At 55.2% G+C, this 22473-nt stretch carries 19 protein-coding genes; 4 read left to right on the top strand and 15 right to left on the bottom strand.

The annotated features are described in order from the left end of the window. Positions 1-20: 20 nt before the first annotated feature. Positions 21-2258: an EAL domain-containing protein gene (locus ACMYSO_RS07795; RefSeq protein ID WP_434670028.1), complete on the bottom strand. Its 2238-nt coding sequence runs from the start codon at positions 2256-2258 to the stop codon at positions 21-23. A gap of 368 nt (positions 2259-2626) precedes the next feature. Between ACMYSO_RS07795 and ACMYSO_RS07800 the strand changes: the two genes are divergently transcribed. Beyond that, entirely contained in the window at positions 2627-2800 is a 174-nt protein-coding gene (locus tag ACMYSO_RS07800) for a YfgG family protein (RefSeq protein WP_154144172.1), read from the top strand. Positions 2801-2840: 40 nt separating this feature from the next. Here the strand turns inward: ACMYSO_RS07800 and ACMYSO_RS07805 are convergent, their stop codons facing one another. Continuing rightward, the gene (locus tag ACMYSO_RS07805) at positions 2841-3734 is read right to left on the bottom strand and encodes a LysR family transcriptional regulator (RefSeq protein WP_434670029.1); all 894 of its coding nucleotides are present in this window, start codon (positions 3732-3734) and stop codon (positions 2841-2843) included. A gap of 191 nt (positions 3735-3925) precedes the next feature. Between ACMYSO_RS07805 and ACMYSO_RS07810 the strand changes: the two genes are divergently transcribed. Further along, entirely contained in the window at positions 3926-5041 is a 1116-nt protein-coding gene (locus ACMYSO_RS07810; protein WP_434670769.1) for an MFS transporter, read from the top strand. A gap of 48 nt (positions 5042-5089) precedes the next feature. Here ACMYSO_RS07810 and ACMYSO_RS07815 read toward each other — a convergent pair whose 3' ends face one another. Beyond that, on the bottom strand, positions 5090-5947 hold the full coding sequence (locus tag ACMYSO_RS07815) for a LysR family transcriptional regulator (RefSeq protein WP_434670030.1): 858 nt from the start codon (positions 5945-5947) through the stop codon (positions 5090-5092). Between the two features lie 92 nt (positions 5948-6039). On the opposite strand from ACMYSO_RS07815, the gene ACMYSO_RS07820 reads away from it, so the two are divergent. After that, positions 6040-7032 (top strand): nitrilase family protein, encoded by a 993-nt coding sequence (locus tag ACMYSO_RS07820; RefSeq protein WP_434670031.1) that lies wholly within the window; start codon positions 6040-6042, stop codon positions 7030-7032. Positions 7033-7098: 66 nt separating this feature from the next. Here ACMYSO_RS07820 and guaA read toward each other — a convergent pair whose 3' ends face one another. Beyond that, entirely contained in the window at positions 7099-8676 is a 1578-nt protein-coding gene (guaA, locus tag ACMYSO_RS07825) for a glutamine-hydrolyzing GMP synthase (protein WP_434670032.1), read from the bottom strand. Between the two features lie 65 nt (positions 8677-8741). Further along, on the bottom strand, positions 8742-10208 hold the full coding sequence (guaB, locus tag ACMYSO_RS07830) for an IMP dehydrogenase (protein WP_123755364.1): 1467 nt from the start codon (positions 10206-10208) through the stop codon (positions 8742-8744). Positions 10209-10366: 158 nt separating this feature from the next. Here guaB and xseA point away from each other — a divergent pair, with 158 nt between their 5' ends. Next, positions 10367-11737 carry an exodeoxyribonuclease VII large subunit gene (xseA, locus tag ACMYSO_RS07835; RefSeq protein ID WP_434670033.1) on the top strand — a complete coding sequence of 457 codons (1371 nt, stop codon included), beginning with the start codon at positions 10367-10369 and terminating at the stop codon, positions 11735-11737. Positions 11738-11750: 13 nt separating this feature from the next. Here the strand turns inward: xseA and ACMYSO_RS07840 are convergent, their stop codons facing one another. The 10 genes from ACMYSO_RS07840 to ndk all read right to left on the bottom strand — a co-directional run bounded on the left by ACMYSO_RS07840 (position 11751) and on the right by ndk (position 22455). Next, positions 11751-11969: a zinc ribbon domain-containing protein gene (locus ACMYSO_RS07840; RefSeq protein ID WP_434670034.1), complete on the bottom strand. Its 219-nt coding sequence runs from the start codon at positions 11967-11969 to the stop codon at positions 11751-11753. 50 nt (positions 11970-12019) lie between these two features. Then, complete coding sequence (locus ACMYSO_RS07845; protein WP_434670035.1) at positions 12020-13105, bottom strand: Gfo/Idh/MocA family oxidoreductase; 1086 nt, start codon at positions 13103-13105, stop codon at positions 12020-12022. Between the two features lie 145 nt (positions 13106-13250). Further along, entirely contained in the window at positions 13251-14729 is a 1479-nt protein-coding gene (gene der, locus ACMYSO_RS07850; protein ID WP_123755368.1) for a ribosome biogenesis GTPase Der, read from the bottom strand. A gap of 160 nt (positions 14730-14889) precedes the next feature. Next, on the bottom strand, positions 14890-16068 hold the full coding sequence (gene bamB / locus ACMYSO_RS07855; protein WP_123755369.1) for an outer membrane protein assembly factor BamB: 1179 nt from the start codon (positions 16066-16068) through the stop codon (positions 14890-14892). Positions 16069-16078: 10 nt separating this feature from the next. Continuing rightward, entirely contained in the window at positions 16079-16699 is a 621-nt protein-coding gene (locus tag ACMYSO_RS07860; RefSeq protein WP_174507706.1) for a YfgM family protein, read from the bottom strand. Between the two features lie 34 nt (positions 16700-16733). Continuing rightward, the gene (gene hisS / locus ACMYSO_RS07865; RefSeq protein WP_123755371.1) at positions 16734-18008 is read right to left on the bottom strand and encodes a histidine--tRNA ligase; all 1275 of its coding nucleotides are present in this window, start codon (positions 18006-18008) and stop codon (positions 16734-16736) included. 91 nt (positions 18009-18099) lie between these two features. Then, positions 18100-19221, bottom strand: coding sequence for a flavodoxin-dependent (E)-4-hydroxy-3-methylbut-2-enyl-diphosphate synthase (gene ispG, locus ACMYSO_RS07870; RefSeq protein WP_123755372.1), 1122 nt, complete (start codon positions 19219-19221; stop codon positions 18100-18102). A 26-nt stretch (positions 19222-19247) separates the two neighbouring features. Beyond that, positions 19248-20225, bottom strand: a complete 978-nt coding sequence (rodZ, locus tag ACMYSO_RS07875) for a cytoskeleton protein RodZ (RefSeq protein WP_434670036.1) — start codon at positions 20223-20225, stop codon at positions 19248-19250. Between the two features lie 272 nt (positions 20226-20497). Further along, entirely contained in the window at positions 20498-21664 is a 1167-nt protein-coding gene (locus tag ACMYSO_RS07880) for a bifunctional tRNA (adenosine(37)-C2)-methyltransferase TrmG/ribosomal RNA large subunit methyltransferase RlmN (protein WP_123755374.1), read from the bottom strand. A gap of 359 nt (positions 21665-22023) precedes the next feature. Then, the gene (ndk, locus tag ACMYSO_RS07885) at positions 22024-22455 is read right to left on the bottom strand and encodes a nucleoside-diphosphate kinase (protein ID WP_041146713.1); all 432 of its coding nucleotides are present in this window, start codon (positions 22453-22455) and stop codon (positions 22024-22026) included. Positions 22456-22473: the final 18 nt, after the last annotated feature.

Genomic DNA, 22473 nt, shown 5'->3' on the forward strand with positions numbered 1-22473 from the left:
CCCGGCCGCGTTCTTACCCGTCAGCCAGCCTTTGCTATGTCCCTGTTCGCCAGAGAGGCCAGCGGAACCGGTGCGCCAATGTCACTGCCCTGCAGGTAGTCAATCCCCAGTGACTGCACCACCTGTCGAATATCCGGCGTATCGACAGCCTCCGCCACCACCTGCATGTTTTTCATCCTCGCCAGATGACAAATCGATGCCACCACCTGGTAATCAAGACTGCTGGAAGGCAGATTGCGAATAAAGCTGCCGTCAATACGCAGTAGATCGACATCCAGACTTTTCAGTCGAGCATAGCTGGCGGAACCCGTGCCAAAATCACGGATGGCCACGCGGCAGCCTAGCGTCTGCAGCTGTGCTACAGTTTGCCGCGCAAGTTCTGGATTGGTGAGCGCATGGTTTTCCGTCAGCTCAAAGATTAACTGCCAGGGCTCAACATCGTAGTGCGCCAGCAGGATCTCCACTTCGCCGGGGAACTGGCTTCTGCTGGCGGAAACCGGTGAAAGGTTCATCGCCAGCCGTAGTCCCGGGAGCGTTTGCCGGTGCTGGTTCATAAAGGCGATGGTGTGCTCCAGCACCCACAGGTCGATACGCGAAGCAAGGCCAAACTCATGCGCGACCGGAAGGAAGGTTTCCGGGTAAATCAGCGTTCCGTCTTCCTCCACCATTCTCAGCAACACTTCATGATAGCTATCGCCGCGAATGCCGACGATCGGCTGGGCAGCCAGCTGAAACTGATTGTTTTCCAGCGCTTGCTGGATCTGGTTCATCATCGCCACTTTATCTTTCAGCTCGGACTGGATATGCACGGCACCGCGGCGCTGCAGATTTTCCGGCTGGCCGCTGGTCAGTGACATATCGGCAATATTGTTAAGCTCGCCTAACAACAAATAGAGATGCTGAACCGGTGAGCGAACGCTGCAGTAGCTGATCCCGACGGTAGGCTGCAGAGGTATCCCGTCCCAGACAAAGCGGAACCGCCTGATGTGTTCAGCCAGTGTCGCCATTCGTGCCTTATGTTCACCGCTGTTCAGGCGGATCACCAGGTCATGGCCGGAAAGATGGTAGACGGCTTCATTCGGTTGTAAAACGTCGCTTAAATGCTCGGCAAGCTGCTGTTTGTATTGAATACGTAACAGAACGCCATAATGACGGCCAAGCAGTTCCAGCTCCGGTATCCGCAAAAAGCACAGCACTGACCAGATTGAGTTATCTAACGAGCGGCTCAGCGCCCGTAAATTGGGCATATGGACCACCGGGTCGAGAAATGCCATCCGCCGAACCCGGTCATGAATCATGCGCTGCTGGGTCGCCAGCATAGCCATATAAGCAATAATAAAAGAGAACACCAGATAGCTCGAAGAGGTGATGGCTATCTGGTTATGATAAACCATTGAAGAGGGTAAATAGCGCTCGTGAAAATGAATAACAAAAATCAGCACCAGCGACCAGATCAGCGAGATATAGCGATAACCAAAACGCATCGCTCCCCATAACATCACCGGCATAAGTAATGATAATGTATAATTTGTGCTAAATATCGTACTTCTGCTATTCAGCGGCATAAATAATAGTGCCAATAACATTAACAATGACGCAGCCCATAACACAAATTCGACATATTTTATTTTTGGGTCAACCTGTAGATTCGCCTGTGAAATAAACCCACGGATATGCCATGGATTACGAATAATACGAATCAGAAAATAGCATAGTGGCACGCCGGTTAAACAGCCCACCATCAAAGCCTGAAAAGTAATTAGCGTACGCAAGCTTAGCGGATCTACGCCAATCAGATCCGCCCGTCGCGGATGCATCCCCAGATACTCGGCCAATTGGGAAATCACCAGGAAAATGAGTGATGGCAGAAACATTTGCCAGAACAATCGGTGCGGCATCAGGCTCACGTTGCCATGCGCAATATGCTGCCGGTGTGGCACGAAGATTCGGTATCCGCCCCAGCACAGCACGGCAGGGATCAGGAAATGGAAAATAACGCTGACCGCGTTCCCTGGACTCATTCCGCGCGCGATAGTGCACAGCAGGCCAATGATAATACCTGGCAGTGCCGCCCAGCCAAAAAAAAGCATCAGACTGAGGACCAGGGCTAACGGTAAATAGTAAAGAGAAACTTCACTACCGTTGAGCTCAGCGTAGGTATTTGCCTCTCTTGCCAGAGGCAGTAAAAGCGTGGGTAAGATAAGCGGCAGCGCCCACCATTTATCCCGATACTGTTTATATTGTTTAATTATTGTCATTGATGCTCTATGGATAACCCAGATTCCAGCAGGGTATATTCAGGCAGGCATCCAACCCAACCATCCTGACCGCGAAAATAATAATGACGCGGAACGAGCAGACGATTTTAGTGACCAACAGCCGCGCACAGTTGATTTAAATCAAATAAATTATGCTCTAACATTAATAAATCTTATTTTTTGGCGTTGAACCGCCGAACGAGAAACCATGTAAATGTGATGAACATCTTACATAACATTAAGTAATGTTTGAGCCGCGGATTTTTACATCCCCATCAATTGACCCTGCGCCCTTCCTGTGCCTTAATACCCATATCGCCCACTTGTGGGTATACTTTAAGGAACCTTTTGTGAGTCAGGCACCCAGTATGCGTAAACGACATCGATTTAACCGTCGCATGACCCGTATCGTACTGCTTATCAGTTTTATCTTTTTCTTTGGACGATTCGTCTACTCCTCCATCGGCGCCTGGTACCATCATCAGGACAAGATCCAGTCTCAGCAGTCTACGATTACTGTTGATACTCCCCCGCGGGAATAAGCCGACACTGTCGTGTCAGCCACATGCCGGTCGCATCGCCTTAAACGGGGAAACGCACGCCGCGTAGCAGACGCAGTATTTCACCGATCCCTTTGCTGAGAATTTTATCCTGACGCATGACCACACCTAACTGTCGGTGCAGAGACGGCGTCAGCGACTGAACAGATAATCCGTGTCGGTCTTCAGGCTGCTCAACCGCCATACGCGGGACAATGCTATACCCCAACCCGGCGCGTACCATGCGTTTAATCGCCTCGATGCTTCCCAACTGCATGACCGGTGCTACCAGCAGCCCGGCGGCACGGAACCAGCCGTCAATGAGCTCCCGGGTGCCGCTTCCTGCCTCAAAGGCAATCAACGGCAGCGCCTGTAACTGTTCTGGCGTCAGCAGCGATGGCAATTCGTCGCCATCGCGGGCAAAGATAAAAACAAACTCCTCATCCAGCAGCGAAGTGACGGCCAGGCTACGCCCGCTGGCAGGAAGCGTCACCAACCCCAGATCGAGCCGGTTCTCTTCCACGGCCCGCACAATATCAACCGTATTGCCGGTCGTGACGCCGACCGTCAGCAGCGGATGTGCCAGCCGCAACTGCTGTAACAGCGGAGGCAAAAGGTGAATGCAGGCCGTGGCCCCCGTCCCCAGCGTTATCGACCCACCGATCTCATGATTACACTCATTGACCGACTGCAGCGCGGCGCTAACCGCACGGTCGATATGCTCGCTGTGACCCAGTAGCGCCTCTCCTGCGGACGTGGCTTTAATACCACGTCCGGTACGCTCAACCAGGCGGGTCTGAAGAAACTGTTCCAGCTGGCGTACCTGCAGGCTGACCGCAGGCTGCGATAGCCCCAACACATCGGCCGCGGCAGAAAAGCTCCCGCGCTGGACCACCAGCCGAAAGGTCGCCAGATATCCCAGATTAAGCGTCGTCATTGCAAAGTTTCTCTTATAAGGGTCATAAATGAACCGGTCTGCCAGCACAATAGCGTGCGGGTTATGCTGCCGACAACCGCATAACTGACTGGAACACCATAAAAGTGACTGAACAAACGCGCTCCCCTACCGCTTTACTCACGCTGGCTGTCGGGTGCAATCAGCTGATTAACTGGGGGATTTCATTTTATATGCCGGGCACCTTTGCCCGCGCCATCCACCAGGACACCGGCTGGCCCGCGATCCACATCTACCTTGGCCTGACGTTCGCCATGCTGATAATGGCGCTGCTCTCTCCTTTCGTCGCCCCGCTTCTGGCCCGGGCAGGCGGCCAGCGGGTCGTGCTCTGCGGCACGCTGGCAATAGCGGTGGGCTGTTTCATGATGGCCGGGATACATACCCTGCCTGGCTGGCTGGGCGCCTGGCTGCTTACCGGTATCGGCATGCGTCTGGCGCTGTACGATGCGCTGTTTGCCGCGCTAGTGAATCTTTACGGCCAGCAAGCGAGGCGAACGATCTCCCGGGTCACGCTGGCGGGCGGGTTAGCGTCCGCCCTGTTCTGGCCGCTGGGCGCCGCGTTGCTGACGGTGACGGACTGGCGGCACGCGCTGCTGATCTACGGGCTGCTGGGTCTGCTGAGTGCGCTCCTGCTCTGGCGGATGCCCAATCACACCCAGCCCGTCGCGATACGCCAGTGCGAGCGTCTTCCCGCTTCGCGTCATGAAAAGCGCATGGGGCTGCTGTACGCCACGCTGATCGCGCTGGTCACCTTTGTCTCCAATGGCACCTCCACTCACCTGCCGGAATTTATTGCCAGTTATGGGCTACCGGTGGCGGTGGGAATGCTGTGGGGCGTGGGGCAAACTGGCGCTCGATTTCTGGAGGTCGTGACCGGCTCCGCGCTCACGCCGCTGAAACTTACCCTGCTGACCACCTTCCTGATGCCGCTGTGTTTCGCCCTCGGCCTGAGCGCCGCCAGCATCGCGTGGGCCGCTGCAGGGTTTGTACTGGGCTATGGCGCCATTAATGGGCTGACCACGGTGTTTAAGGCCACGCTGCCGCTACAGCTTTTTGCCGCCCGGGATTACGCCCGTCGCACCGGTATCCTGCTGATCCCGGCCCAGCTGCTGGCTGCTGCTTCACCCTTTGGCTATGCCTGGCTTAATCAACATCTCGGGATTCAGGGAAGTTTAGGGGTGTCCACCGGACTGGCGCTGATGGTCGCCGGGCTGGCGCTGGCCATTGCTCGCAACCAGAGACTACGCCCGAGTCTGAACATTCCGCGAACCATCGATTCCCAAACGTAGCAATAGTGCCGGAGAGATGGGGTGCGATAGGCATTTTTCAGCGCACTTTCAAAGGACCATCGTAATAAAACGATCGCGGACGGCATCCGTCACCTGAGGATTCCAGGCAAGACCAACCTGCCAGCGCGCAAGTTCCCCGGTTACAGGAATCAGTTTTACGCTTGCTGGCAGCAGATGACAGGCGCCAGCAGGGAGAAGTGAGACACCATTACCGGTCGCGATAAGCGCCAGTAGCGTATGAATATCGTCAGCATCAGCTACTATGTCAGCCGTCAAATTATTGATGTCTAAGAAACGAGCAGTTTGCTCCACCAGTCCGCGCCCACGTTGTGGGTTAATTTGCAGTAGCGGGAACTGCCGGAGTACGGAGGCAATATCCGAGAAGTCCTCCATTGTGTCAGAGGGAACAGCGAGAACCAGATATTCCTCCATTAGTGCCTGTGCTTCCAGTTCATCGGGAACGGGCATACGCACAAACCCGGCATTCAGTTGCCCTTCCAGCAGCATCCGGTACTGGTCATGGGATGAAATATCATTCAGCGACACCTCAATCTCGGGAAATTGCTGGCGAAAAGCTCTGACATGCCCAGGAGCCAACTGGAAAGTTGAGATGCCGAATCCTAGCGCCAGGCTACCGATATTCCCGCGTCTGACCTGCTCCGTCCATGCACAAAACACATCATGCTGCTCCACAAAAAGACAAGCCTGAGTATAGATGGCCTCACCCGCCGCCGTGAGTTGCGCCCCCTGCCGTCCCCGCTGAAAAAGCGTCATTCCCGTTAGATGTTCCAGGGTCTGGATTTGTTTCGTCAACGCCGGTTGGGTCAAACAAAGAATATCCGCCGCCGCATGGTAGCGTCGCTGTTGCGCCAACGTGACAAACGCCCGGATTAACTTGATATCCATTCCAGTCCCTTATCAAACATGGAGAAAGCGTGATTATACATCCCATGTTCCGACTGGCGTAATGAGTCCAGTTTTCCTATGAGGTGATACCTATGAACAACGAACTTCAGGTCGCAACGGTACAGTTCTGCCATCTCGCCAATGACAAGCCCTACAACCTGGACATCATGGAACAATTTATCCATCAGGCTGCTCGCGCTGGCACCCGAATTCTGGCGTTTCCAGAAATGTGTATTACCGGCTATTGGCACGTTATCGATCTCACCGCCGAGGACGTTGGAGCACTGGCCGAACGCATTGACGACAGCCCTTCGCTGGCTCGAATTGCCCACCTGGCACAAAATTATGATATGGCCATTGGCGTCGGTCTTATTGAAAGAGCGAGTGATGATCGCTTGTATAACGCTTACGTCGTTTGTATGCCAGATGGCCGGAAACATGTTCACCGCAAGCTACACGCCTTTGAACACCCGGCGCTGGATAGCGGAGATCATTTTACCGTTTTCGATACACCATGGGGTGTGAAGGTTGGCGTATTGATCTGCTGGGATAATAATCTAACGGAAAATGTACGAGCCACTGCGCTGCTGGGTGCGGATATCCTGCTGGCTCCTCATCAAACTGGCGGTACACATTCTCGCAGCCCGTTCGGAATGAAACCTATTCCCGTAGCCCTTTGGGAAAATCGCTATCTGGATCCTGATGCACTGAAAACCGCATTCCAGGGTAGCAGCGGCCGGGAATGGTTACTCCGCTGGTTACCCTCAAGGGCGCATGATAACGGTATGTTTATTTTGTTCAGTAATGGCGTAGGACTGGATAACGGAGAGGTCCGTACCGGGAATGCGATGATTATCGATCCCTATGGTCGAATCATTAAAGAGACCGATATGTTTGAAAACATGCTGGTCGGCGCCACACTGGATTTAAGCCTGCTGACCATGTCTACTGGCCGACGCTGGATCAACGGACGACGCCCTGAGCTTTACACCATCCTTAGCCAGAAGCAGGGTTACGAACGAGACGCCCGCAGCGCTCGCTTTTCAAACGAGGTTCCACAGCTCATAAATAAAACGAATAATTAACCTGGCGCTATATAAAGAAAAAACCCTCTGTCACGACAGAGGGTTTTGTTTAATCAAGCCGGGAGATTATTCCCACTCAATCGTAGCTGGCGGTTTGCCGCTGATGTCATACACCACGCGGGAGATACCGTTCACTTCGTTGATAATGCGGTTGGACACGCGGCCAAGGAAATCGTATGGCAGGTGCGCCCAGTGGGCGGTCATAAAGTCGATGGTTTCGACCGCACGCAGGGAAACAACCCAGTCGTATTTACGGCCATCACCCATGACGCCAACGGAACGAACCGGCAGAAACACGGTAAACGCCTGGCTCACTTTGTTGTACAGGTCAGCTTTGTGCAGCTCTTCGATGAAGATAGCGTCGGCGCGGCGCAGCAGGTCGCAGTACTCTTTCTTCACTTCGCCCAGTACGCGTACACCCAGACCTGGACCCGGGAACGGGTGACGGTACAGCATGTCGTACGGCAGGCCCAGCTCGAGGCCGATTTTACGCACTTCATCTTTGAACAGCTCACGCAGCGGTTCAACCAGGCCCATCTTCATCTCTTTCGGCAGGCCGCCCACGTTGTGGTGAGATTTGATAACGTGCGCTTTACCGGTCGCGGAAGCGGCAGACTCGATGACGTCAGGGTAGATAGTGCCCTGTGCCAGCCACTTAACGTCTTCCAGCTTCAGCGCTTCTTCGTCGAACACTTCCACGAAGACGCGGCCGATGATCTTACGCTTGGCTTCAGGGTCGTTTTCACCCGCCAGCGCAGTCAGGAAACGCTCTTCGCCTTCAACGTGAACGATATTCAGGCCGAAGTGGTCGCCGAACATGTCCATCACCTGCGCGGCTTCGTTCAGGCGCAACAGGCCGTTGTCGACGAATACGCAGGTCAGGTTTTTGCCGATGGCGCGGTGCAGCAGCATCGCGGTGACCGAGGAATCAACGCCGCCGGACAGGCCGAGGATAACTTTGTCGTCACCAACCTGCTCGCGGATGCGAACAATCGCATCTTCGATGATTTTTGCCGGGGTCCACAGCGCTTCGCAGCCGCAAATTTCCAGCACAAAACGCTCCAGCAGACGCTGGCCCTGACGAGTGTGGGTCACTTCCGGATGGAACTGCACGCCGTAGAAGCGTTTTTCTTCGTTGGCCATAATGGCAAACGGGCAGGTCTCGGTGCTGGCAACGGTCACGAAGTCGGACGGGATAGCGGTCACTTTGTCGCCGTGGCTCATCCACACGTCCAGTTGCGGAAGACCAGCAGCGCTCAGGGAGTCTTCGATGCCGCGAACCAACGCGCTGTCGGTTTTCACTTCAACCTGCGCGTAGCCAAACTCACGCTCGGTAGAGCTTTCAACGTGGCCACCCAGCTGCATTGCCATGGTCTGCATGCCGTAGCACACGCCAAATACCGGCACGCCAGCGTCGAACACATACTGCGGTGCGCGCGGGCTGTTATGCTCGGTGGTGCTTTCCGGGCCGCCGGAAAGAATGATGCCGCTTGGGTTGAACTCACGAATTTGAGCTTCTGTCACGTCCCATGCCCACAGCTCGCAATAAACCCCTAATTCACGTACGCGACGTGCAACCAGTTGGGTGTACTGAGAACCGAAGTCCAGGATTAGAATGCGATGTTTATGAATGTTATCCGTCATTGACGTTTATTCCAGAGCAGTAGCGATTAAATAAAATCGCCCGGCGCAGGGCCGGGCGATGAAAATCAGGAGCCCATGCGGTAGTTCGGGGATTCCTTGGTGATCGTCACGTCGTGAACGTGGCTTTCCTGGATACCTGCCCCGCTGATACGCACGAACTCCGCTTTAGTACGCAGGGTGTCGATGGTACCACAACCGGTCAGTCCCATACAGGAGCGCAGGCCGCCCATCTGCTGGTGAATGATCTCTTTCAGGCGGCCTTTATAGGCAACACGACCTTCGATACCTTCCGGTACCAGTTTGTCTGCCGCGTTATCGCTCTGGAAATAACGGTCTGAAGAACCTTTGGACATCGCGCCCAGAGAACCCATACCGCGATAAGATTTGTAAGAACGGCCCTGGTAAAGTTCGATTTCACCCGGAGATTCTTCGGTACCTGCCAGCATGGAACCAACCATGACCGCCGCGGCGCCAGCGGCGATCGCTTTGGCGATATCACCGGAGAAACGAATACCGCCGTCGGCGATAACCGGAATACCGGTCCCTTCAAGGGCTTCGACAGCATCAGATACCGCGGTGATCTGCGGAACACCCACGCCGGTGACGATACGGGTCGTACAGATAGAGCCAGGACCGATACCCACTTTCACCGCACTCACGCCGGCTTCAGCCAGGGCACGAGCACCGGCGCCCGTTGCAACGTTACCGCCGATGATTTGCAGATCCGGGTATTTGGCACGAGTTTCACGGATGCGCTGCAGAACGCCTTCGGAATGGCCGTGGGAGGAGTCAATCAGCAGTACGTCAACGCCTGCAGCAACCAGGGCATCAACACGCTCTTCGTTGCCCGCGCCAGCGCCAACCGCTGCACCAACACGCAGACGACCGTGTTCATCTTTACAGGCGTTCGGTTTACGTTCCGCTTTCTGGAAGTCTTTAACCGTGATCATGCCACGCAGATGGAAACCGGCATCAACGACCAGCGCTTTTTCAACGCGTTTTTCGTGCATTTTAGCAAACACGACGTCGCGGCTTTCGCCTTCACGCACGGTGACCAGACGCTCTTTCGGGGTCATGTAAACGCTGACCGGCTGGTTCAGATCGGTCACGAAGCGCACGTCACGGCCGGTGATAATCCCCACCAGTTCGTTGTCTTCGTTCACCACCGGATAACCGGCAAAACCGTTACGTTCGGTCAGTTCTTTCACTTCACGCAGAGTGGTGGTCGGCAGGACGGTCTGTGGGTCAGAAACCACGCCGGATTCATGTTTCTTCACGCGGCGAACTTCATCCGCCTGGCGTTCGATAGACATGTTTTTGTGAATAAAGCCGATGCCGCCTTCCTGTGCCAGGGCAATTGCCAGGCGCGCTTCCGTTACGGTATCCATGGCTGCGGAGAGCATTGGAATATTCAGACGAATGGTTTTCGTCAGCTGAGTGCTGAGATCGGCAGTATTCGGCAGAACGGTAGAATGAGCGGGAACGAGGAGGACGTCGTCAAACGTCAGAGCTTCTTTAGCGATACGTAGCATGGGCAATATCTCGACCAGGGTGGATAAATATTGCCGTGGCATTATACAGAGCGTAACCGATTGCATCCACCCTTTTTTGAAAATAATACTTGCGATTGCCCCTCAGCAGGTTACTATCGACTGAATAACCTGCTGATTTAAAATTTGATCTTGCTCACATGTTGCCATCTAAATCTCCCTCCATTTTCACCGTCAGCCGCCTTAATCAGACGGTTCGTATGCTGCTGGAACAGGAAATGGGTCAGGTCTGGATCAGCGGCGAGATCTCAAACTTCAGCCAGCCCTCCTCCGGCCACTGGTACTTCACCTTAAAAGACGATAACGCCCAGGTGCGTTGCGCGATGTTCCGCAACAGCAACCGTCGGGTCACCTTCCGCCCACAGCACGGGCAGCAGGTGTTGGTTCGCGCCAATATCACCCTTTATGAGCCGCGCGGCGACTATCAAATTATTGTTGAAAGCATGCAGCCCGCCGGTGAAGGGCTACTGCAGCAGAAGTATGAGCAATTAAAAGCCTTGCTGGCGGCGGAAGGCCTGTTCGAGCAACAGCACAAGCAGGCACTCCCCTCTCCGGCCCACTGCGTCGGGGTGATCACCTCGAAAACCGGCGCGGCGCTGCACGACATTTTGCAGGTGCTCAAACGCCGCGATCCGTCACTGCCGGTGATTATCTACCCGACCGCAGTGCAGGGTGATGATGCGCCAACGCAGATCGTTCGCGCCATCGCCTTAGCCAACCAACGTGCAGAGTGTGACGTGCTGATCGTGGGTCGCGGCGGCGGTTCGCTGGAAGACTTATGGAGCTTTAACGATGAACGGGTCGTGCGGGCGATTTTTACCAGCCGCATTCCGGTCGTCAGCGCCGTCGGGCATGAAACCGACGTGACCATCGCCGATTTTGTCGCTGACCTGCGGGCGCCAACCCCTTCTGCTGCTGCGGAAATTGTCAGCCGCAATCAGCAAGAGCTGTTGCGTCAGCTGCAGTCCGGACAGCAGCGCCTGGAAATGGCGATGGACTATTTCATCGCCAACCGTCATCGTCGCTTTACCCAGCTGTTCCACCGCCTTCAGCAGCAGCATCCTCAGTTGCGCCTGGTGCGCCAGCAAACGACTCTGGAACGCCTGCGTGAGCGTATGCGTCAGGCGCTTGAAACGCAGATGAAGCGTGCCGATCAGCGTCAACAGCGCGTCGTACAACGCCTGAATATGCAGAACCCGCAGCCGCGCATTCATCGCATTCAGTCACGGATTCAACAACTGGAATATCGTCTTGCCGAAAACATGCGCGCGCGTTTGAGCGATCAACGGGAACGTTTTGGCAGCATGGTGACCCATCTCGAAGCAGTCAGTCCGCTGGCGACGCTGGCGCGCGGCTATAGCGTCACTTCAGCCAGCGATGGCAAAGTGCTGAAGCAAACCAAACAGGTGAAGGCCGGCGATCGGCTCTCCACTCGCCTGAATGACGGCTGGGTTGAAAGTGAAGTCACTACGGTCACGCCCGTGAAGAAAACACGGGCGAAAAAAGCCTGACAGCGCGTCTGTCTTACTCAGGCAGAACCCACTCCACCCGCTTTTTCGAGATCAGCCCGTGTCCGTGCTGACAAAAATAATCCACCGCCCCGCACGCCTTTAATACCTCAAGCGCCTGGTGGCAATCCGGGCAGCGGGCCTCCGGGGCAAAGTCTGTTGCACAGTGGCTACAGTGCGCACTCTGCCCCTGCAGTTCCAGCGGTGCGTGACAAACAGGACAGGCAAGTTCCATGGTGATTCCTTACTGAAGGTTTGTCTGCCCAGTTTATCATGGCATCACTTTCAGTGTGGCCCGCGTAATTGCTGCTGTAGTTCCAGCAGCAACGCCACCTCGTTGATTCGCCGCTGAGTTAAGCGGGCGACCTCATCGGGCGCGCGGACAAACAGGCTGTTGTCGCCCAGAATATGCTCTCCCAGGCAGTGGTCGTAGATGGCACCGGCGCGCTGCCAGCTATCAACGTGCTCCCCGTCAATCAACGACACCACTTCGCAATTATTGCGGCGATCCTGGCTGATAACCCGTCCATCACGCAACCACAGGCGAAGCCCTTTCTGGCCTCCGGAAGGCCCGGCATATTTGTTCAACCAGATATTAAGCGCAAGACCGCTGATCTCCCCCGTCAGGTGGGCGCTGCCTTCTGCAGTGCGAAAATCACCAGGCGCGATGGCGTGACCGAGCCGGTCGCAGGCCTGCCGGACCGCAAGATGAATGTCATCGTCCCCGCCACAGTAGCGAATGGTTTCGCGCAGCATGGCCAGCACGTGGGTACCGATATCGAGGATCACGCCATCGGGATGGCGCAGCTGACGGGTGTCAGGTTCACCGGTGGCAAAGTTGAGCGCCACCGGCTCGCCGTTTGCATTAAAACCGCTAGGCTCCTGCAAAAAGCCGTCGATACGGACGATGTCGCGGATTGAAGAGACCAGCGGCTGGCGGCTTAGTGCCGGACCTTCCCAACGGGCGTCCAGCACACCTAAGGCCAGCTTCAGCGCGCCATCACGCGCCATCCAGTGATCGAGCGCCAGAACCCGCCGCGCGGTATGCGGATCGCTAAGCCGTGCTCGCAGACGGGCAATCTGTTCCAGGGTAGCAACAACCGGCTTTTCCACCACAATGCGCGGACAGGCTGAGGCCAGCGCCGCTTCCAGCACCGGCAGATGCTGTAACGAAGCGGTGGTGATAAACAGCAGATCCAGTGGTTTGTCGAGCAGCACCGCCAGCGACTCACAGCAGGTGATGCCCGGCAGTTTTCTCCCGGCATTGGCATCAAAGCCCCAGCACGCCGTGAGCGGTATCGCCAGACGCCCGAGAGCCGGAAGATAGGCGGTTTCGACAACCGCACCCAGTCCAATAAATCCTACTTGCATCGTGACCCTGCCATCGTGATTGCCAGATAATCAGTAAAAAGTATGCGGTTATTATACATGCCGTCCCATTGTGCGTTGCGGATTCATTCAGAGGGACGATACGTTCCTGAGGGATAAAAAAAACCCGCCAGCGGCGGGTTTTCAATTATTTGCTTTTCTTGATGTGTTTAATCAAGCGCTTACGCTTACGCATCTGGTTTGGCGTCAGGGTATTACGTTTGTTGGCAAACGGGTTCTCGCCCTCTTTGAACTGGATGCGGATCGGCGTCCCCATGACTTCCAACGATTTGCGGAAGTAGTTCATCAGATAGCGTTTATAAGAATCCGGCAGATCCTTCACCTGGTTTCCGTGAATAACCACGATCGGCGGGTTATAACCACCGGCATGAGCATATTTCAGCTTCACGCGACGACCGCGCACCAGCGGCGGCTGGTGATCTTCGGCGGCCATGGTCATGATACGGGTCAGCAACGCCGTCCCGACACGACGGGTTGCGCTGTCGTAGGCTTCGCGTACGGATTCAAACAGATTACCCACGCCGCTACCATGCAGGGCGGAGATAAAGTGGATGCGCGCAAAGTCGATAAAGCCCAGACGGAAGTCCAGGGTCTCTTTGACCTGCTCTCTGACTTCCTGGCTCAGGCCGTCCCATTTGTTGACGACAATCACCAGCGAGCGCCCGCTGTTGAGGATGAAGCCCAGCAGAGAGAGGTCCTGGTCGGAGATGCCTTCACGAGCATCGATAACCAGCATCACGACGTTAGCATCTTCGATCGCCTGCAGGGTTTTGATCACCGAGAATTTTTCGACTACATCGGTAATTTTTCCGCGCTTACGCACGCCCGCGGTGTCGATCAGCACGTATTCACGCTCATCGCGCTGCATCGGAATGTAGATGCTGTCACGTGTGGTGCCCGGCATGTCGTAGACCACAACGCGGTCTTCACCAAGGATACGGTTGGTCAGCGTTGATTTACCGACGTTCGGACGGCCGACAATCGCCAGTTTGATCGGCAGATCCTGCGGGTTGAAGTCATCTTCCGGCTCTTCAATTTCCTCGCCGTTTTGCTCTGCTTCAAACTGCGCCCAGTACGCCGCATCTTCATCGACTTCTTCCGACGGGTCGATTTCTTCTGCCCATGGCAGCAGGACGTGCTCCAGCAGGCTGGTAACGCCGCGACCGTGAGATGCCGCGATCGGATGAATATCACCCAGTCCCAGCGACCAGAAATCGGCAATCGCCTGATCGGCATCGATGCCGTCGGTTTTGTTCGCCACCAGGAAGGTTGGTTTTTCACGAGAACGGAGGTGTTTCGCGATCGCCGTATCCGCCGGCATCAGACCCGCACGGGCATCAACCATAAACAGCACCACGTCCGCCTCTTCAATCGCCAGCAGGGATTGTTCCGCCATCCGGGTTTCAACGCCATCTTCTGTGCCATCGATACCGCCAGTATCGATACAGATAAATTCGCGACCTTCAACTTCAGCACGACCGTACTTACGGTCACGAGTCAGCCCCGGGAAATCCGCGACCAACGCATCACGAGTGCGCGTCAAACGGTTGAAAAGCGTGGATTTTCCAACATTAGGGCGCCCGACAAGCGCGACCACAGGTATCATGTTAAATGCCTCTTACAAATTGCTATGCAACGTCGTGTTGACGACGTTTTTAAAAAAGTCAAAACGGCCCCTGTGTGCCAGGGGCCGTTTATCAATATGCACTATACCGCTGTCTCCCGTCGCACGAAGCAACCCGAGTCAACTGGGTATATCGCTACGACTAACGCGTAATGGAATACAGCGTGCCGTCTGTTGCCTGGATCAGCAGCCGACCATCGGCTACTGCCGCGTCGGTACGGAAGCCGGAGCTATCCACTTTCTGCTGGGCCACAAAGTGACCATCCTCTGGGTTAATCCAGTGCATATAGCCTTCGCTATCACCAACGACCAGGTTGCCATTATACAACACCGGCGCCGTTAACAGACGATGTAATAGATCGCTTTGCGTCCACAGCGTCACACCACCTTCAGTGGAGAGCGCCAGGATACGGTCATTCTGATCGACCATGTAGATACGATCGCCGTCAACGATAAAGTCGTTCACCGAGCCCAGCTCACGTTTCCACATGATCTGGCCGCTACGCAGATCCAGCGCCGTCAGGTTACCATTATACGCCAGGGTATAAACCACGCCATTAACGATAACCGGAGTGGTATCTACGTCATTCAGACGATCGATTTCGGTCGGGCCGGTTGCCTGGGAAATACGCTGCTGCCAGATGATCTGCCCTTGTTGCATCAGCACGGCGCTCACGCGACCGTTATCACCGCCAACAATGGCTGCGCCATAGGCGGTCGCCGGAGCAGATTCACCGCGCAGAGACAGCGCCGGCATATCCAGGTTGACGGTCCATTTGACCGCACCATCCGTTTCGTTCAGCGCTTGCAGCTGGCCATTGCTGGTATGCACCAGCACCATGCCGTCGCTGATAACCGGACGAGAAATCGCTTCACCGGCCACACGCGCCTGCCACGCTACGGTACCATCGCTGGTATTCAGCGCATACAGCTGGGCTTTTTCGCTACCGATATAGACATGGCCGCCGGAGACCGCGATACCGCCGGAAAGCAGTGCCGGGGTCCGGGAGAACCAGCCGTCTTTCTCAGCCAGGTTAATTGACCAAACTTCTTTACCATCGTCAGCGTTCAGCGCTTTGACGGTACCTTTACGATCGGCCGCATAGACCACGCCGTCCGCAAAAGCCGGGTGCAGGTTAGAATAGAATTCGCCGATACCATCGCCAACAGAGGTGCTCCAGGACGTGGACGGCGTAAACTGGTTTTCCACCGTCGGCAGTGGTGACATTTTCACCACATCTTCTTCGCTGTTAAACAACGAACAACCGCTTAATAAAGTAACGGAAAGCAGCCCTGGCAAAAGTAATTTACGCAATTGCATCGAGTCCCTCTCAGATGGACAGATTATTTATTTTCATACGCATCATTTCGCTGAGCGCTGGTGAAGCATCGCTTTTCACGCCAGCTTCCCAGGCTGCGCGCGCGCCTTGCTTATCGCCTTTATCGAGCAGAATCTCACCACGGAGATCGGCAACGATAGCAACCCAGCCCTCGCCTTTAATACCATCAAGGGTTTTCAGCGCTTCATCTGGTTTCTTCAGCTGCAGCTGTACACGCGCGAGACGCATATTGATAACCGACTTCAGGTTATCATCCGGCGCCGCGGCGAGGCCCTGCTGAAGCTGCTTTTCGGCATTTTGCAGATCGTTCTTGTCGACAAAACGCTGCGCCAGTTCCAGTGAGGTGAACGCGCCGTAGGTATTTTTGTTGTCAGCCGCGAATTTCTCCGCCGTCGTCAGCGCTTCAGGCTTGTCTGATTTGAGCCCAGAAATCGCGTTCTCGTAGGATAAAGACGATTCTCTCGCCGTATCCTGCTGATGAGAGCTCCAGTAGCGCCAGCCAACCAACGCACCAATCCCTAAAATCACACCAACGGCCAGCGCTTTACCATTTTCGGCAAAGAAACGCTTGAGCGCATCGACCTGATCGTTTTCGTTGTTATACGTTTCCACGCAGTCCTTCTCCTGACTAATGATTCCCGGGAGATTAACCCAGTAGTGCGCGCAAATGCGCAGCAACGCTATCCTGCGTTACGGTAGTTTGCTCACCTGAGCGTAAATCCTTCACCACCACGTTTCCGTCAGCAATTTCTGACTCACCGACCACCAGAGCAACGCGAGCGCCCCATTTGTCCGCGCGGGCAAACTGCTTCTTAAAGTTGCCGCCGCCGTGGTTAGTCATCAGCTTAACGCCGGGCAGCGCATCGCGAACCCGCTCAGCCAGACGCATTGCGGCGGACTGGGTGTCGGTTCCGGAGGCTACCAGGTATATATCGACAACGGAATCGGCTTTAAATTCCGGATTAACTGCCTGGACCAGTAAAACAAGACGTTCCAGACCCATCGCGAAGCCCACAGCCGGCGTTGCACGTCCACCCAGTTGCTCCACCAGGCCATCGTAACGACCGCCGGCACACACCGTTCCCTGCGAGCCGAGACTGGTAGTTACCCACTCAAACACGGTACGGTTGTAGTAATCCAGCCCGCGCACCAGGCGCTGGTTAACGGTGTAGCGAATACCGGCGTCATCCAGCAGAGCACACAGCCCGGCGAAATGCGCTTTAGAATCTTCATCCAGGTAGTCGCCTAACGCAGGTGCGTCATTCAGCAGCGCCTGCACTTCCGGATTTTTGGAATCCAGAACACGCAGCGGGTTGGTGTACATGCGGCGTTTGCAGTCTTCGTCGAGCTTATCTTTAAACTGCTCAAGATAGGCGACCAGCGCATCACGATAGGTGGCGCGAGCTTCCAGCGAACCAATAGAGTTCAGCTCCAGCGCGACGTGATCGGCAATTCCCAGTTCACGCCACCAGCGAGCGGTCAGCATGATAAGTTCCGCGTCAATATCCGGGCCCTGCAGGCCAAAGACTTCAACACCCATCTGGTGGAACTGACGATAACGCCCTTTTTGCGGACGTTCGTGGCGGAACATCGGCCCGACGTACCACAGGCGCTGTTCTTGATTGTACAGGAGACCATGTTCGATGCCGGCACGTACGCAGCCCGCCGTCCCTTCCGGACGCAACGTCAGGCTGTCGCCATTGCGGTCTTCGAAGGTATACATCTCTTTTTCAACCACGTCGGTGACTTCACCGATCGCGCGTTTGAATAACGGGGTCTGCTCTACAATCGGCAAACGGATTTCGCTGTAACCGTAGCTGCCGAGTACCTGTTTCAGTGAGCCTTCAATGCGCTGCCAGAGAGCGGTCTCGCCCGGCAGATAATCGTTCATGCCACGGATGGCTTGAATGTTCTTTGCCACGTTTAATCTCTTTATATATATACAAAAATGAACCCCGACGCCGCGCGTCTGCAGGTTCAATCATACACGGGAAGTGATATACCGCCCCAGATTATTTCTCTTCGACCTGCTGAACATCGATACGACGCGCTTCGTCGAGCATCGAGGCTTTGGCACGAATTCGCGCTTCCAGCTGATCGATCATATCGTCGTTATCCAGTCGGTCCCTGCGCACGCCATCTTCATACAGGCCGCTTTTTTTATTGCCGCCGGTCACCCCGAGCGTCGATACCAGCGCTTCGCCAGGACCGTTAACCACACAACCGATAATCGAAATATCCATCGGCGTGATGATGTCTTCCAGGCGCTGTTCCAGCGCGTTGACGGTACCGATCACGTCAAATTCCTGACGTGAGCAGGTTGGGCAGGCGATAAAGTTAATGCCGCGGGCGCGAATACGCAGAGATTTCAGGATATCGAATCCAACTTTGATCTCTTCAACAGGATCCGCCGCCAGCGAAACGCGCAGGGTGTCGCCGATCCCTTCGTTAAGCAGCAGACCGAGCCCGATCGCCGACTTCACTGCGCCACTGCGCGCGCCGCCAGCTTCAGTGATCCCGAGGTGCAGCGGCTGATCGATCTGCTTTGCCAACAGACGATACGATTCAACGGCCAGGAACACATCCGACGCCTTCACGCTGACCTTGAATTGATCGAAGTTCAGACGATCGAGATGATCGACGTGGCGCATCGCTGATTCGAGCAGCGCCTGTGGCGTCGGTTCACCGTATTTTTCCTGCAGATCTTTTTCCAGCGAACCGGCGTTGACGCCGATACGGATCGGAATATTTTTATCGCGAGCACAATCCACTACCGTGCGGATACGCTCTTCGTTGCCGATGTTGCCCGGGTTAATACGCAGGCAATCCACACCGTACTCCGCCACTTTCAGGGCGATACGGTAATCAAAGTGGATATCGGCGACCAGAGGTACATTGACCTGCTGTTTGATGAGCCTGAACGCTTCTGCCGCATCCATCGTCGGCACCGAGACGCGGACAATATCCGCGCCAACGCGCTCTAAGGCTTTGATTTGATTTACTGTCGCTTCCACATCGGTGGTGCGCGTATTGGTCATCGACTGGACGGCGATGGGGGCACCATCGCCAATCGGCACATTCCCAACGTAAATACGTTTCGATTTTCTACGTTGAATCGGAGCCTGGTTATGCATGAAAAATCTCCCGCGTTACCCGTCTGTTACTGCGCCGCAGTTGGTTCGGCACTGAGGGTCAGACGCGCAACCTGGTTAGTTCTGATAAAACGACTTAAATCGACGGGTTTGCCCAGATACTGGATCTGTACGGCTGCCGGGGCACCGATTTTCAGTTTGTAAGGGGCCTGACCGCTGAGGTTCAGGTTACCGCCCTTACGCTGTAAACCGCTGAACAGTTTTTTGCCGGTCGCATCGCTGACTTCCAGCCAGCAGTCAGCAGAAAAGTTCAGCACCAGGTCCTGAGCGGCAGCCGCGGTTGCGGTAGCGTCAGCCGGGTTAGTTGGCAACGGCGTGGTCGGAGCCGGTGTCGCTGCGGCCGTATCAACGTTGGCCTGAGACGGCGCCACTACGGCGTTGTTATCTGCTGGCGCCTGAGCTGTGGCCGCTGGCGCTGGGGTGGTATCAACCGGTGCGCTGTTGGCAATGTCGCCCGCGTTGTCCGGTGCCGCGTTGCCTGCTCCAGTATCCAACGGAATATTCTGGTTGCCGTCGCCGGCATTTAGCTCCGCGGTCGACTGATCGGCCATTGAAGTGATCTCTGCCTGCTGCGCTTTATGGTCTTGCCACCACCAGGCACCGCTGAGGCCAATCACCACGAACAGTACCAACCAAGTGAAGCTCATCAGCCAGCCGTCACGCTTTTTACGGCGTTTGCCCAGAGAGAAGCTCTGCATCGGCGCAACTTTTGCCGCACGAATCGGGGCCTGTTTTGCCATCATTGGCAACAGTTCTTCTTCCGGGATGTGGACAAGACGCGCATAGGAGCGGATATAACCGCGCAGGAAGGTGGAAGCCAGATCGGCAGGCGCCTTATCGTCTTCAATGTCACGGACCGTGGACACTTTCAGGCATAAGCGCTCAGCCACCGCTTGCTGGCTGAATCCGAGTTGTTCGCGGGCATTACGCAGACGCGCGCCCGTGGTATTTGCTTCTTGATGGTCTTGAGTGGCTTCAGTATTCATTCGACAACTACTGGTACGTGAATTTAAAGTTCAGCGCCGGTCAGACCCGCGCCGCGAAACATCTGCTAAACGACATACAATGAGTATAAATCCGCCTGGCTAACTCTCACATATACTTATCAATACTGCATGCTAAGCGGTTGTAGTGCCGCTACATACTGCCTCAAAGTCGACAGAAACGCACCGTAATTATTGCCTGAACTGGCGTATTTCGCCTGACGATTAGGCTTAAATACGCAGCACGCGCTTTATGACGCGCGCTGCGTTATTTATCAGACCGTTTTCACCTCAATTGCTTCACCCTGCATACGTTTACGCATCGTACGTTTGGTACGGTCGATAACGTCGCCGGCCAGCTGACCGCAGGCGGCATCGATGTCGTCTCCGCGGGTTTTACGGACGATGGTGGTGAAACCATAATCCATCAGGACCTTGGAGAAACGGTCGATACGGCTGTTGGAGCTACGGCCATACGGCGCGCCCGGGAACGGGTTCCATGGGATCAGATTGATCTTGCACGGCGTATCTTTCAACAACGCAGCCAGTTCATGTGCATGCTCGGTGCCATCGTTAACGTGATCGAGCATCACGTACTCAATGGTGACGCGACCCTGGTTGGCGTTGGATTTAGAAATATAGCCGCGAACCGAGTTCAGGAAAGTCTCAATGTTGTACTTTTTGTTGATCGGCACGATCTCATCACGAATCGTATCGTTCGGCGCGTGCAGGGAGATCGCCAGCGCCACATCGATCATATCGCCAAGCTTATCCAGCGCCGGTACGACGCCAGAGGTAGACAGCGTGACGCGACGTTTTGACAGGCCAAAACCGAAGTCATCGAGCATGATTTCCATCGCCGGAACCACGTTGGTCAGGTTCAGCAGCGGCTCGCCCATCCCCATCATCACCACGTTCGTAATCGGGCGCTGGCCGGTAATTTTGGCTGCGCCGACGATTTTCGCCGCGCGCCAGACCTGGCCGATGATTTCAGACACCCGAAGGTTACGGTTAAAGCCCTGCTGTGCCGTCGAGCAGAATTTACACTCTAATGCACAGCCGACCTGCGACGAGACGCACAGAGTGGCGCGATCGTCTTCCGGAATATAGACCGTTTCAACGCGCTGATCGCCGACGGCAATCGCCCATTTGATGGTGCCGTCGCTGGAGCGTTGCTCTTCGACCACTTCCGGTGCACGGATCTCCGCGACTTCTTTGAGTTTGTTGCGCAGCACTTTGTTGATATCGGTCATATCATCAAAATCATCGCTGCAATAGTGATACATCCATTTCATCACCTGATCGGCGCGGAAAGGCTTTTCGCCCATGTTTTTGAAAAACTCGCGCATCTGCTGACGGTTCAGATCCAGCAGGTTGATTTTGGCATCTTTGTTCGGCACCGGCAGAGCGGCGTTATCAGGTGTGACAATATGTTCAGACATAATCGATTCCGGCCTCGTTGTTACACGTTATGGCCCCAGGAGGGTTGAAAAAAGAAACGCCCCTGAGAACGAGTGCTCGTTCAGGGGCGCTGCATTGTACAAATTCTGGCGTATCAATACCACGTTTGCACGCGGCAATGATGAAAAAATCTGTTACGGCGTACTTAATCCTCTACGGCTCTCCGATTATCGAAAAGACGACGAGGCGATAAAAAAGTCTGCTGCCGCAGACTTAATCCTCTATGGCTTTTCGATTGTCGCAAGGCGGCGAGCAAGTAAATCCCCGGGAACATAGATAACTATGTGACCGGGGTGAACGCGCGAAGCCAACACAGCGACGGCCGAAAAGACGACGAGGATTAGCGAGTGCGCGGGCAAACCTCGCCTTCCGCAAAGAAGAACGCGATTTCGCGAGCCGCAGACTCAACAGAATCGGAACCGTGGGTGCCGTTCTCGGTGAAGCTGTCCGCGTAGTCTGCACGCAGGGTGCCCGCCAGCGCGTTGTCCGGGTTAGTTGCACCCAGCAGGTCACGGTGACGCTGCACGGCATTTTCGCTTTCCAGAACAGAAACCACGATCGGGCCAGAGGTCATGAACTCAACCAGACCGTCAAAGAACGGACGACCTTCGTGCTCAGCATAGAAACCGCGAGCCTGCTCAACGGTCAGATGCAGCATTTTAGTGCCGACAATTTTAAACCCTGCAGCTTCAAAGCGAGAAAAGATGCCGCCAATAACGTTTTTTGCCACCGCGTTTGGTTTGATGATGGAAAAAGTACGTTCAATAGCCATGATAACCTCTTATATATG

The organism is Klebsiella sp. B345, from assembly GCF_051131735.1.
GTDB lineage: Bacteria > Pseudomonadota > Gammaproteobacteria > Enterobacterales > Enterobacteriaceae > Klebsiella.